Genomic DNA, 13,605 nt, shown 5'->3' on the forward strand with positions numbered 1-13,605 from the left:
CCTTTGATTGATCTTGCAAAACAATTGTGATCAGTAATTCCGGGCTTGTTCCGGCCCTCGTTTCTCGCTTACGGTCCCGTCATCAATCCGGATGGAACGCCGAATCCTGCCGCCGTCCGGGCACCCGACCACTCGCGTACGGCAGGAGCGGGGGACCCAGGTTTGCCGCCGGTCCGGAATCCGGAGCGGCTAGGGGTGAAGTCGCCATGTGCGACCGGACATCTCCAGTCCGAACCCGACAGCTCACCTCGCAGGCGACGGAGAGGAATTCGTCATGCCCTTCCCGGGTAAGCACCGTCGTGCCAAGTCCGCTTCCCTGACCCGCGGTTTCATCGCCGTCAGCGCGGGCGGAGCCGTTCTCGCGCTCCCCCTGATCTCCGCCGGTTCGGCCTCCGCCGCCCCCGCCAAGACCGTCGTCGCCGAAAAGGCCGCCGCCCCGACTTCCGTCGCCGGCAAGGAAATTGCCGTCCGCAAGGCCGCGCCCACGACCTATTCCGTGGTCGCCGGCGATTCGCTTTACAAGATCGCTCAGGGGCATTCCCTCAGCGGTGGCTGGGAGCGGCTGTACAAGGACAACCGCAGCGTTGTCGGCAGCAACCCCGACCTCATTCACCCCGGGCTGAAGCTCACCATCGGCGCCGCGGCCGCCGCCGCCCCGAAGGCCGCCCCCCAGGCCGCCGAGAAGAGCGAATTCAAGGCGGAGACCACCGACGCCGACGCCGGCACCACCGTCCGGACCGAGAGCGCCGACCGCGCCGACCGCTCCGAGCGGACCGTCGTCCCCGTCCCCGTCGCCGAGAAGACCGCCACGCCGGCCGAGGCCCCGGCCTCCGTCACGTACACCGACGACCTCGACGGCTGGATCAAGGAATCCCTCGCCGTCATGGCCGAGCACGGCATCCCCGGCAGCTACGACGGCATCTACCGCAACATCATGCGCGAGTCCTCGGGCAACCCGTACGCCATCAACAACTGGGACTCCAACGCCGCCGCCGGCACCCCCTCCAAGGGCCTGCTCCAGGTGATCCAGCCCACCTTCGACGCCTACCACGTCCCCGGTACGTCGACCGACATCTACGACCCGGTCGCCAACATCACCGCCGCGTGCAACTACGCCGCCGCCGTGTACGGCTCGATGGACAACGTGTTCGGCGCCTACTGATCCGGGCGGCCTCCGTCCCGTGATGCGACGGCCGGACCGGACGGGGATGCTGGAAGGGTCAGCGTCTCCAGGAGGTATCTCATGAGCATGCTCGACAAGCTCAAGAGCATGATCAAGGGCCATCCGGACCAGGCCCGGCAGGGAGTCGAGAAGGGCGGCGACTTCGTCGACAGGAGGACCGGCGGCAAGTACGCCGGCCAGGTCGACTCGGCCCAGCAGAAGCTCAACGACCAGCTCGGTGACCGTCGGCCGCCCGACGAGGGCCGGTAGGGGCATGGACACACCCTGAGAAGCGGGGGACGCCACAGCGGTGGCGTCCCCCGCTTCCATGTCCGCGCCCACCCCCGCGCACACCCTTCCGCGCCGCCGCAGGCCCCGGGACGCCCGCTCCCGGCCGACGTGCCGAACACGTGGGCCGGGAGCATGCTGGCTGTGTGACCTGGCACCGCGCGGCCGGGCAGGTGCCGTTCGGTCCGAGCGACGGCCCGCCCCGCAGACGGGAGGACGGCAGGGCACCGGATGGCCTGTCCCTGGTGCTCGCCCAGTCCGTCGTGAACGCCATCGAGACCGCGGGCGGCGTGGCCGGCGGGGTCTATCTGCCCTCGCGCACCCCCGGCCTGCTCCGGCTGGCCGTCCTCGGCGGGCTCCCCGGCCCCCTGTTCCGCCCCTGGTGGCGGATGCATGTGAACCGCCCCTTCCCGGTCGCCGAGGCGTTCCGCACCGGCAGCCCCGTCTACCTCGCCGACGCCGAGGACGCCATGCGGCGCTTCCCCCAGCTCATGGCGGGCCTGCCGTTCCCCTTCGGCTCCCTGTACGTACCGGTGCCGCGCGGTCACGAACCGGCCGGCGTCCTGGTCGTCCTGCGCGCCGCGGCCGACGAGGAACCGGTGCCCGCCGCCGAGCGGCGCCGGCTCCAGCACATCGCCCTCGGCCTCGGCACCGAGCTGGCGGCCCTGGCCGGGGAGGGGGTACGGCCCGAGTGGGACGACGAGCCGCTGCCCGTACAGCTGCCCGCCGGCACCGCGCCCCCGGTCCGCATCGGCCGCTTCGACTGGAACCTGGCGACCGGCGCCGTCGCGACGGACGACGCGCTCGACGCCATCCTCGGCACCGGCAGCGGCCCCTTCCCCGGCACCGTCGACGCCCTCGCCGCCCGGCTCGCCCCGGAGGACGTCTACGGCCTCTGGGCGCTGGCCCACCAGGCGGCGGGCTCCGAGGGCCCCGTCGTACGCCGCATGCGGCTGCGCGGCCCCGACGGGCGCTCCCACCTGCTGGAGGTCTCCGGGCGCCGGGACGACGGCGCCGGGCCCGGCGGCCACCTCACCGGCTTCCTGGTGGACCTGGGCATCGGCCCGGTCGTCGCCGAGGCCGCCGACCGGCTGCCGCGCGGCATCTTCTCGCTCGACCGCTTCGGCCGGATCACCTACGTCAACCCGCTCGCCGAGGAGATGCTCGGCCGGGCCCGCGCGGACCTGGTCGGGCAGGTGTTCTGGGAGGCGCTGCCCTGGCTCGCCAACCCGGCCTACGAGGACCACTACCGGGCCGCGATGATCTCCGACAGCCCGGTCCACTTCCTCGCCCGGCGCGGGGACCACCCCTGGCTGACCGTCTCCCTGTACCCGGGCCACGACGGCCTGACCGCCGTCCTCACCACCACCGACGAGCCCGCCTACACCCCGGACTCCGTCGTCGCGCCCGGTCTGGGGCTCGGCTCCCCGGCCGACCGGTCCGCCGCCCTCTACCGCCCGGTCGCCCTCGCCATCGCGCTCACCGAGGCCGTCACGGCCCGGCAGGTCTCCCGTGTGGTCACCGAGGAGCTGCTGCCCGCCTTCGGCGGCCGGCAACTGGCGATCTACCTGCTCAAGGAGGGCCATCTCTACCTGGAGTGGGAGACCGGCTTCCCGCAGGGCTTCCTCGACCGGTTCGACGCCGTCGGCCTGGACGTCCGCATTCCGGGCGTGGAGACGCTCACCACCGGCCGGCCCATCTTCTTCGAGTCCATGCAGCGCCTGGCCGCCGCCTACCCCGGCATCCCCATGGACGCCGACGTCGGCGCCCGCGCCTTCCTGCCGCTGATCGCCTCCGGCCGGCTCGTCGGCTCCTGCATCCTCGGCTTCGACCAGCCGCGCGGCTTCAGCCCGGAGGAACGTACGGTCCTCACCGCACTGGCCGGACTCATCGCCCAGGCCCTCCAGCGGGCCCAGCGCTACGACACCGAGGCCGCCCTCGCTCGCGGCCTCCAGGACGCCCTGCTGCCGCACGGCCTGCCCGCCGTGCGCGGCATCGACACCCAGGGCCGCTACCTCGCCGGTACCAAGGGCATGGACGTCGGCGGCGACTGGTACGACGTGATCGAGACCGGCGGCCGGCTCGCCCTGGTCATCGGGGACGTGCAGGGCCACGGCGTCGCCGCCGCCGCGACCATGGGCCAGCTCCGCAGCGCCGTACGCGCCTTCGCGCTCAGCGGCCACGACCCGCAGGAGGTCATGAGCGGCACCAACCGGCTCCTCATCGACCTCGACACCGGCCAGTTCGCCAGCTGCTGCTACATCGTGACGGACCCCGCCACCGGCCGGACGCACGCCGTGCGCGCCGGGCACCCCCAGCCCGTCCTGCGCCGCCCGGACGGCACCGCCGAGGTCATGGAGCTGCCCGGCGGCATCGTCCTCGGCATCGACGCGGAGGCCGCCTACCCCGTCACCGGACTCCACCTGGAACCGGGCGCCGCGCTCGCCCTCTACACCGACGGCCTCGTCGAGCGGGCCGGCACCGACATCGACGTCGGCGTCGAGCGGCTGCGCGCCACGCTCGCCGCCCCCGGCGCGGCCGACTCCCTCGCCGACACCGCCGACCACGTCATCGGCAGGGCCCGGCAGGCCGCGGACCGGCCCGACGACATCGCCCTGCTGCTCGCGGCCCGCTGGACCGCGGCGGAGGGCGCGGCCGGACGCGAGCCGGTCCGCCCGTTCAGATCCTTTCCGCGCCGCCCGTGACGGCCGCGCCGCCCGCCCCGCCGCCCGCCGGGACGACGCCGCACAGCGCGAGGACCGTCTCCGCGACGACCGGCACATGGTCGTCGAGGAAGAAGTGCCCGCCGGTCAGGACCCGGAGCGCGAAGGACCCCCGCGTCGCCTCCCGCCACGGCGCCACGTCCTCGGCGGGCGCTTCCGCGTCGCCGTCCCCGGTGAGGGCGACCACCGGGCAGGCCAGCAGCCCGCCGCCCGGCACGTACGCCGCGACGGCGTCGTAGTCGGCGCGCAGCGCGGGCAGGATCACTTCGAGCAGCTCGGGGTCGGCCAGCACCGCCGGGTCGGTGCCGCCCAGCGCCCGGACGCGCGCGACCAGCGCCTCGTCGGTCTCCGGCCGCTTCCCGGCCCCCAGCCGCGAGGGCGCCCGCCGCCCGGACACGACGAGCCCGGCGGGCCCCTGGCCGGGCAGCCGGGACAGCCGCAGCGCCACCTCGTGGGCGACCGAGGCGCCCATGCTGTGCCCGACCAGGACGCGCGGCCCGGCCGGGGGCGGCCCGGCGGCCAGTTGGGCGGCGATCAGATCGGCGAGCCGGTGCAGATCACGGACGGCCGGTTCGCGGTAGCGGTCCTGCCGGCCCGGATACTGGACGGCGCGCAGATCGGCGAAGGGCTGCACGGCGGCGGACATCCGGCGCCAGTAGCCCGCCGCGCCGCCCGCGTGCGGGAAGCAGATCAGTTCCGCGAGGGCGTCGGTGGAGTGGTAGCGGCGCAGCCAGGGGTCCCGCCGCCCGCCGGGGGCGTTGTCCGCGATGCTTCGCTTCTGCATGGGTTGCCTTCGGTTCGGATCGGTCTGCCGGTACGGCGTCGGCCGGTACCGGGTCGGTCGATGCGGTGTGCGGGTCAGCGGCGCCGGGTGCTCGGCGCGGGCACGAGCCGTACCGCCGTGTTCAGGATGTGGTCGATCGCGTCGCGCGACGGGTGCTCCGTGAGGTTCGTCAGCAGCCGGGCCAGGGTGTTGAGCAGGGCCGGGGAGCCCAGCACATAGCGGTTGAGCACCGGCTGGAAGCCCGACCGGCTGAAGATCAGATCCGCGGCCGTGTTGCCCAGCCGGTAGTAGCGGCCCCAGCGGCGGTTCATCTCGGCCGGGTAGTGGCGCAGCGCCCGCTCCCGGCGCGGCCCGGCCGGCAGCGCCAGCGCGAGCGCCGTCGTCTCGGCCGCGACCTCGCCCGCCTCCATGGCCTGCCCGATGCCCTCGCCGTTCCACGGGCTCACCATGCCGCCCGAGTCACCGACCAGCAGCAGTCCGCGGGTGTACAGCGGATGGCGGTTGAAGCCCAGCGGAAGGGCGGCGCTGCGCACCGGTCCCTCGGCGTTCTCCTCGCGCAGCCCCCACTCGGGCGGGGTGCGGGCCAGCCAGCGGTCCAGCGAGGCCCGCAGATCGGCGCTGCCGTGCCGGCGGTGCGGGAGCGCCCCGAGACCGACGTTCACCCGGCCGTCGCCCATGGGGAAGATCCAGCCGTACCCCGGCAGATAGGCGTCGCTCCGGGGGAAGCGGAGGTCCGCCCACAGCTCCAGGAACTCCTCGCCGGAGCGCTCCGGGCTGCGGTAGTAGCGGCGGGCGGCCGTGGCGATCTGCCGCTCGGCGTCCCGCTCCAGGCCCATCGCCAGGGCGAGCCGGGCCGACGCGCCGTCGGCGGCGATCACGACCGGGGCCCGGTGCACCACCGTTTCCCCGTCCGACACCGCCGACACCCCGGTGATCCGTCCGGCCCGGTCGGTGACCGGCCCCCTGACCTTCACCCCGGTACGCAGCCGGGCCCCGGCCGCCACGGCGTGCCGGGCCAGGATGTCGTCGAAGTCGTGCCGGCTGCGGGTCAGCCCGAAGTCGGGGTAGCCGCCGAGCGCAGGCCAGTCGATCTCCACCTGCCGGGAGCCCGCCACCCAGCGCATGCCCCGCGACCGGGTCCAGCCGGGGGCCCCGATGTCCACGCCCATGCGGATCAGCTGGTGCACCGCGCGCGGGGTGAGTCCGTCGCCGCACACCTTCTCGCGCGGGAAGCGGGACTTCTCCAGGAGCAGCACGTCGACCCCGGCCCTGGCGAGGTGGTACGCGGCGGACGAACCGGCCGGGCCCGCCCCCACCACGATCACCTGGGCCTCCTCGGCCGCGCCGGAAGCGGTCTCCTGGTCCGAGGGCGACTGCTCTGCACGGGTCTCCCGCATGGGGCTCCCTTCGTGGGCCGGACGGCCGCCGCCGGGGACGACGGCCCTGTACACCGACATCCTGCCGGGTTCCCCGCCGCGCCGGGAGGGTGATCAACAAAGCGCCGCACCCGGCCGAGTTCGCTCATGCGCACGAAGGGTGGGTCCCGCCGTGTCCAGGCAGGTGCCCGCCACCCCGCGTCACCCGATCGCGCGGAGTCCGGCCGTGTGCGCACGGGGCCGCTCCCGCACGCCGATCGCCCGCCGCCGATCCGTGTTAAACCTTGACACGTGGGTGGTACAGGTCGATTCCGGGCGAAACTCCATCGCTCCGCCCGGCGTCCGCACCGAGACGGTGGCGGCCGTCCGGGCGGTGAAGCCCCCGCGCCCTCCGGGCCGCCGGGCGGGCGGACCTCACCAGGGCGCCGACTGCGCGCCCTGTTCAGTGTCCGCACCGTCGCCGGCCAGTTCTTCATCCTCATGATCGGCATCGTCGTCCTGCTGGACGCCGCCGCCGTCGCCGCCCTCGTCGTCCAGGGCCGGCGCGACAGCATGGCCATCGCACGCGCCCAGTCGCTCAGCGTCGCGCAGACCTTCGCGCACGCCCCCGGCGTGGCCGCCGCCCTGGACAGCAAGGACCCCACGGCCGTCCTCCAGCCGCGCGCCGAGCAGGTCCGGCAGAGCACCGGCGTGGAGTACGTCGTCGTCGCCGGCACCGACGGCGTCCGCTACACCCACCGCGACATCGCGCTCATCGGCAAGCGGATCCCCGGCCCCTACAAGCAGGCTCTGCACGGCGAACCCGTCACCCGCACCGTCGAGGGCAACCGCGGACGCGCCGTCAACTCCGCGGTGGCCGTCCCCCGCAAGGACGGCTCGGAGGCCGGGCTGGTGGCCGTCGGCATCAAGGTCGAGGCAGTCGACCGGCTGGCGTACCCGAGCCTTCCGCTGACCATCGGCGCCGGCATCGCCGCACTCGTCCTCACCGTGGCCGGCGCCACCGTGGTCGGCCGCCGCCTCAGCCGCCAGACACGGGGCCTGGGCCCCACCGAGATGACCCGGATGTACGAGCACCACGACGCCGTGCTCCACGCCGTGCGCGAGGGCGTCCTCATCATCGGCGCCGACCGCCGCCTGCTGCTCGCCAACGACGAGGCCCGGCGGCTGCTCGACCTCCCGCCGGACGCCGAGGGCCGCGAGGTGACCGATCTGGGACTCGCCCGGGGCACCGCCGAACTGCTGGCGTCCGGGCAGGTCGCCACCGACGAACTGCGGCCCGCCGGGGACCGGCTGCTCGCCGTCAACCTCCGGCCCACCGAGGACCGCGGCGGCCAGCCCGGCATGGTCGCCACCCTGCGCGACACCACCGAACTGCGCGCCGTCACCGGGCGCGCCGAGACCGTACGCGAACGGCTGACCCTGCTCTACCGGGCGGGCGCCCTGATCGGCACCACCCTCGACGTCACCACCACCGCCCAGGAACTCGCGGAGGTCGCCGCCCCCGGATTCGCCGACGCCGTGACCGTCGACCTGGCCGACTCCGTGCTGCGCGGCGAGGAACCCAGGGCCCCCACCGGCGACGCGCTCCGGCTCCGGCGCACCGCCGTCCGCAGCCCCGTCGAGGACCACCCGCTCCACCCGGCCGGGCACGCCGTCGACTACGTCCCGACCACCGCCGAGGGACTCGGCACCGGCGTCGGGCACACCTGGATCGTCTCCGACCTGACCACCTCCCGGCAGTGGCGCGAACCCGACCCCGAGCAGGCCGCCCGCCTCCTGGAACACGGCTACCACTCGCTGCTCTCGGTCCCGCTGCGCGCCCGGGGCGTCATCCTCGGCATCGCCAACTTCTGGCGCGGGCGCAACGAGGAGCCCTTCGACCTCGACGACCTCTCCTTCGCCGAGGAACTGGTGGCCCGGGCCGCGGTCAGCGTGGACAACGCCCGCCGCTACACCCGCGAGCACGAGATGGCCGTCACCCTCCAGCGCAGCCTGCTCCCGCGCGGCCTGCCCGAACAGAACGCCCTCGACGTCGCCTACCGCTACCTCCCCGCCCAGGCCGGCGTCGGCGGCGACTGGTTCGACGTCATCCCGCTGTCCGGCGCCCGGGTCGCCCTCGTCGTGGGCGACGTCGTCGGGCACGGGCTGCACGCCGCCGCCACCATGGGCCGGCTGCGCACCACGGTCCTCAACTTCTCCACGCTGGACCTCGCGCCCGACGAACTCCTCGGCCACCTCGACGAACTGGTCGTCCGGATGGACCAGGACGAGGGGTCGGGCGGCGCCGCGATCACCGGGGCCACCTGTCTGTACGCCATCTACGACGCCGTGTCCGGGCGCTGCGCGATCGCCCGCGCCGGCCACCCCGGACCCGTGCTCGTCCTGCCCGACGGCACCGTCGGCTTCCCGGACATCCCGGCCGGGCTGCCCCTCGGGATCGGCGGCATGCCCTTCGAGATGACGGAGATCGAGGTGCCCGAGGGCGGCCGCCTCGTCCTGTACACGGACGGCCTGGTGGAGCGCCGCGACCGGGACATCGACGACGGCCTGGAACTGCTGCGCCGCTCCCTCGCCGACCGCGACCGCACCCCGGAGGAGACCTGCGACGACGTGCTGGAGACCATGCTGCCCAGCCGCCCCGGCGACGACGTGGCCCTGCTGGTCGCCCGGACCCGCATCCTGGACCCGTCCCGCCGCGTCCAGTGGGACGTCCCCCCGGACCCTGCCGCCGTCGCCGGGGTGCGCAGACAGGCCACCCGCTGGCTGGCCGACCAGGGCCTGGACGAGGAGGGGTTCGTCACCGAACTCATCCTCAGCGAACTCGTCACCAACGCCATCCGCTACGGCAGCGAGCCCATCAAAGTCCGGCTGCTGCACGACCGCTCGCTGATCTGCGAGGTGTCGGACTGCAGCAGCACATCGCCGCATCTGCGCTACGCCGCCACCACGGACGAGGGCGGCCGGGGCCTGTTCCTGGTGGCCCAGTTCGCCCAGCGGTGGGGCGTCCGGTACACCGACCGGGGCAAGGTCATCTGGTCCGAGCAGACGCTCGGCGGCCCGCCGCCGGCCGAATGGCCGCTGTGACGGCGCCGCGGGGCCCGGCCGATGCCGGACCCCGCGGCTGTCAGCCGTCTCCCGTCACGGGTAGGCGACCACATTCGACGGAACGGTGGACGTTCCCGAGGTGGGTGCTCCGGTGTCGTTGATGACGTGGTTGTACTGGCCCTGGCCGCCGAGCGAGACGACGAGCAGGTCGTGGAACCTCACCCCGGCCTTGACCGGTGCCTCGAAGCCGTGGTCCTGGCGGATGGTGGGATCGACGTTGAAGTAGCAGTAGCTGCCGAGCCCCCAGCCCTCGTGGCGGTCGACCGTGTCGTCCACCTTGTAGGCCGCGAAGCCCTTGACGGCGCCGTTCTGCACGGCCGCCTGGTTCGGGGCGTCGTACGCCTTCTCGTTCTGGAAGAAGATCGTCCGGCCGTTCTCGCCGGACCAGCGGACGTCGTACTTGTTGAAGTGCTCCACGAACAGGCCGGTGGCCAGGACGTCGTCACCGTTGACCTGGAGGCCGTAGTCGGCCCGGTTGGTCTCCCAGCCGACGCCCTCGCCGTGGTCGGCGCGCCACAGCCAGGTGTGGTCGACGATGGTGTCGTCGCTGTTGATCACCATGCCCGTGGTCGCCTTGCCGGCACCCGCGCCGCCGACCCGGACGAACACGTCCTGGACGCTGGTCGGGTTGGCCGTGTGGCTCGCGGACGCGCCGGGCGGACCGACCTGGACGAGCACCTCGGAGTTCTGCGGACCGGCGTCGACGAGGAGTCCGGCGAGCTTCACCCCGTCCACGTCACCGACCCGGATCGCGGTGACCCCGTTGTCGGGGATGATCGTGGCCAGGCCGAGGCCCAGCACGACGGTGTCCGCCCGGTCGATGTCGATCGGCCGGTCCACGTGGTAGATGCCGGGCGTGAACAGCAGGTGCAGGCCCTGGCGGACGGCCGCGTTGATGGTGGCGGCCGACGCCCCCGGCTTGACCACGTAGAACCGGCTCAGCGGGATGGACTCGCCCTGCGGGGTGCCGTCCCAGGAGACACCGCGCGCGTTGGTGCGCTTGGCGGGCACGAACACCTTGTAGTCGTTGCCGTCCAGGTAGAGGAACGGCTTCTCGCGGGAGACCGGGGTGGTGTCGAGCGTGGTGTACGGCGGGGCGGGGAAGCTCTGCGCCGGGGCGCCCTTGACCCCGGAGAACGTCATGTTCCAGACGCCGTTGCCCCAGCTGCCGACGGAGCTGTCGCGGGTGTACCACTGCTGCTGCGAGTACGGGCCGACCTGGCCGTCGATCCTGCTGTCCGCGATGTACCCGCCGCTGGCCCAGCCGTAGCCGTTCGGGGCGAGGTTGAGGCCGCCCCTGACGTGCATCCGGCGGAAGGGCGCGGCCTGCGAGACCGCCCAGCGGTCGGTGCCGCTGACCGGGTTGAGCGCCAGGTTCTCCGCCGAACGCCAGAAGTTCTGCGTGGCGTTGCCGTTGAACCAGCCCGCGTCCACGGTGACGTCGCCGTTGAACGTGGTGTCGTCGGGCTTCAGGCCGAGACCGGCGATCGAGGTGTAGAAGCCGATCTGCGCGTTGATGTTGTCGTAGGTGCCCGGCTTGAACAGCAGCGCGTAGCGGCCGGTGCCGAACTGCGCCGACTCCTGCTTCTCGAAGATCTCGTCCACCTTGGCCTGGATGCCGGGTGTGGACGGGTCGAAGACCAGCACGTTGGGGCCGAGGTCACCGCCGCCGGGCAGCTGCGGGCCGCCGTCGTCGCCGGTGGTGCCGAACACCTGGAACTCCCAGAGCGAGTAGCCGTACTGGGTGGCGCGCGCGGTGCCGGTCAGCCGGACGTAGCGGGCCTGGCCCGACACGTTCAGCGTCTCGTCGCCGCCGGGGCCCGTGGTGGTCGAGTACGCGGTGCTCCAGGTGCTGTCGTCCGTGGAGAACTCGATCCGGTAGCTCCTGGCGTAGGCGGCCTCCCACCTGAGCGCGATCCGGCTGACCGCGGCGGTGGTGCCCAGATCGACCTTGATCCACTGCGGGTCGGAGAACGCGCTCGACCAGCGGGTGCCGTTGTCGCCGTCCACCGCGGCACCGGCCGGGGTGCCGGCGCCCTCCTGACTGGAGACGGTCACCGGCCTGCCCTGCGAGAGCAGCGAGGGCGCCGCGGCGGCGGGGGCCGGGGGCGTGAGGGCGAGCAGCGAGACGAGGAGTCCGGCGACGGCTGCCAATACGCCGGCACGTCTCCTTCCGGACGAAGGTGCGGGTCTGCGGAGCAAGGGGGGTCCAAACATGGGGGCTGTCTCCTGAGTCGCGGAAAGGGGGCACGACACGAAGTCGGAGAGCGCTCTCTCCGGCCGATGGGGATACTTCTCCCTCGCTCCCGATGCGTCAATAGGTGTGCACCAAAGGCTTGTTGAGGTGTCACTGAGAACAACAGTCGACGACGGAAAGGAAGTGAGTGTCCGTGTTGCGGCCGTCTTGACGCCATCCGTACCGGGCCGCTGACGGGGCATCGGTTCAGATGATGACGGGTCCCGTACGGCGAACCGGCGGGGCCGTCCGGGACGTTGCCACGGCAATCACCGGGCCCGTGCGGGACGGCGGCCGGGCCGCGCGCCGCGCCTGTTACCGGACATGTTCTCCCCGCTCCGGCGACAGCGGGCGGCCGCTCTCGCTATCCTCCCTGGGCATGAGCCGTGACCGTGGCGCGAGAAGCGCCGCTGACCAGGCACGACGAGGCCCCGGATGACCGAACTGACGGATTCCGCGCCGGCGGACGCGCGGGGCGTCCAGGCCTGGCGGTCGTTCGGCGTGCGGTTGCGCCACTGGCGCAGACGGGCCGGGCTCACCCAGGCCCAGGTGGGCGCCCGCGTCGGCTACGACCACACCGCCATCAGCAAACTCGAACACGGCAGCCGCCGCACCCCGCTGCCGCTGGCCCGCCGCCTGGACCACCTCCTGGGCGCCGGCGGCGACCTGGTGACCGCCTGCGAGGAGGCCGCCGCGGGGGAGCGCGCGGAACCGGCCGCCCCCGCGCCCCTGCCGGACCCGGTCCGCCAGGGCCCGCTCCCCGGCGAACCGGCCGGCGGCGCGCTCACCGCGATGCTGCCGCCCGCCGCCGTGCTGCCCCGGCGGCTGCCCGCGTACGGAGTGCTGTGCCCCGTGCACGGGCGCGCGGACTGCGAGGTTCCGGAACTGGCCGACGCGGCGGCCCTGCACGCCCGCTTCTGCTCCCTGGGCCCGGACACCCTGGCCCGTCCGGCGCTGGACACCGACACCGTGCACGCGCTCACCGCGCTGCTCGCGGTCTGCCTGCGCGCCGACGACGAGCACGCCTGGCCGGGGGCCACCGCCGTGGTGGAACGCACCCTGCACGCGATGCTCCGCTGGATGGATCTGCCTGCCGCCCCCTATCAGCGCCAACTCGCCCCGCTGGCCGCCGAGTACGCCCAGTCGGCCGGCAGCCTGCGGCTGCTGTGGGGGCGCAACGGCACCGCGATGGCCTGGCTCGACCGCTCGCTGGTGTGGGCGTCGATGGCCGGCCACACCAGCGCCCATGTGGCCGCCCTCAGCGATATGAGCACCCTGGCCCGCCAGGAGGGCGACGACGCCTCGGCCGTCGCATACGGTGCGGCCATCCGGCGCGAGGCGGCGGGCCGGCTCTGGGCCGGCGCCCTCAGCGACGCGGCCCAGGCCCGCGGCCACGCCGTGCGCGGCGACAGCGGCCGCGCACTGCACCACATCGGCCTGGCCCGCTCGCAGGTGGAGCGGGCGGGGGACCGCGACGAGGCCGAGGCCCCCTGGCTCTCCGTCGCCTCGCTGCGGCTGCGCACGGAGTCCGTGGTCGCCGGGGCGCTGCGGGACCTCGCGGCCGTGACCGGGCAGCGCCGCTTCGCGTTCCGCGCCCTCGACGCGATCGGCACCGCGACCAGGCTGCTGCCGCCCGGTATGCGCTCCGCCCGGATGCTGTTCCTGGCCCGGACGGCCGACGCCTACGCCTGCGCCGGGGAACCGGTCGCGGCCTCGGCCGTCGCCGGACACCTCCTGGACAGCACCGAGGTGCACCCCTCGTCCGTGCTCGGAAAGGAGCTGCGCGGCCTGCACGGCCGGCTGGCCGCGCCCGGCGCCGACCGGCCCGAGATCGACGACTTCGTCCGCCGGCTGGCCGCCGCCGTCCGCTGACGTACCGTCACACGACGGAGGGGCGGGGCGTGTCACCACGCCCCGCCCCCGTCATGCGT

At 73.9% G+C, this 13,605-nt stretch carries 8 protein-coding genes and 1 riboswitch; of the genes, 5 read left to right on the forward strand and 3 right to left on the reverse strand.

Annotation, left to right across the window (positions count from 1 at the left end; translation table 11 throughout):
* Positions 1-87 precede the first annotated feature (87 nt).
* A riboswitch (cyclic di-AMP (ydaO/yuaA leader) is annotated at positions 88-270 on the forward strand.
* 4 nt (positions 271-274) lie between these two features.
* From DNK56_RS16035 to DNK56_RS16045, 3 genes are all read left to right on the forward strand, one after another.
* A complete protein-coding gene (locus DNK56_RS16035; RefSeq protein WP_111334562.1) occupies positions 275-1,162 on the forward strand; it encodes a transglycosylase SLT domain-containing protein in 888 nt (295 codons plus the stop codon).
* Positions 1,163-1,243: 81 nt separating this feature from the next.
* The gene (locus DNK56_RS16040) at positions 1,244-1,432 is read left to right on the forward strand and encodes an antitoxin (RefSeq protein ID WP_111334565.1); all 189 of its coding nucleotides are present in this window, start codon (positions 1,244-1,246) and stop codon (positions 1,430-1,432) included.
* A 164-nt stretch (positions 1,433-1,596) separates the two neighbouring features.
* Positions 1,597-4,155, forward strand: a complete 2,559-nt coding sequence (locus tag DNK56_RS16045; RefSeq protein ID WP_111334568.1) for a SpoIIE family protein phosphatase — start codon at positions 1,597-1,599, stop codon at positions 4,153-4,155.
* Here the strand turns inward: DNK56_RS16045 and DNK56_RS16050 are convergent.
* Together DNK56_RS16050 and DNK56_RS16055 are read right to left on the reverse strand one after the other, a co-directional pair.
* The gene (locus tag DNK56_RS16050; protein WP_111334570.1) at positions 4,130-4,957 is read right to left on the reverse strand and encodes a thioesterase II family protein; all 828 of its coding nucleotides are present in this window, start codon (positions 4,955-4,957) and stop codon (positions 4,130-4,132) included. The two genes, DNK56_RS16045 and DNK56_RS16050, sit on opposite strands and share 26 nt — an antisense overlap.
* A gap of 74 nt (positions 4,958-5,031) precedes the next feature.
* On the reverse strand, positions 5,032-6,354 hold the full coding sequence (locus DNK56_RS16055) for a geranylgeranyl reductase family protein (RefSeq protein ID WP_111335875.1): 1,323 nt from the start codon (positions 6,352-6,354) through the stop codon (positions 5,032-5,034).
* 459 nt (positions 6,355-6,813) lie between these two features.
* Between DNK56_RS16055 and DNK56_RS16060 the strand changes: the two genes are divergently transcribed.
* Positions 6,814-9,417, forward strand: a complete 2,604-nt coding sequence (locus tag DNK56_RS16060) for a SpoIIE family protein phosphatase (protein WP_241989901.1) — start codon at positions 6,814-6,816, stop codon at positions 9,415-9,417.
* A gap of 54 nt (positions 9,418-9,471) precedes the next feature.
* Here the strand turns inward: DNK56_RS16060 and DNK56_RS16065 are convergent, their stop codons facing one another.
* Positions 9,472-11,655, reverse strand: coding sequence for a discoidin domain-containing protein (locus tag DNK56_RS16065; protein ID WP_111334573.1), 2,184 nt, complete (start codon positions 11,653-11,655; stop codon positions 9,472-9,474).
* Positions 11,656-12,109: 454 nt separating this feature from the next.
* On the opposite strand from DNK56_RS16065, the gene DNK56_RS16070 reads away from it, so the two are divergent.
* The gene (locus DNK56_RS16070; protein WP_111334576.1) at positions 12,110-13,546 is read left to right on the forward strand and encodes a helix-turn-helix domain-containing protein; all 1,437 of its coding nucleotides are present in this window, start codon (positions 12,110-12,112) and stop codon (positions 13,544-13,546) included.
* The last annotated feature ends 59 nt before the right edge of the window (positions 13,547-13,605 follow it).

It is taken from the genome of Streptomyces sp. AC1-42W (genome assembly GCF_003248355.1).
Lineage (GTDB): Bacteria > Actinomycetota > Actinomycetes > Streptomycetales > Streptomycetaceae > Streptomyces.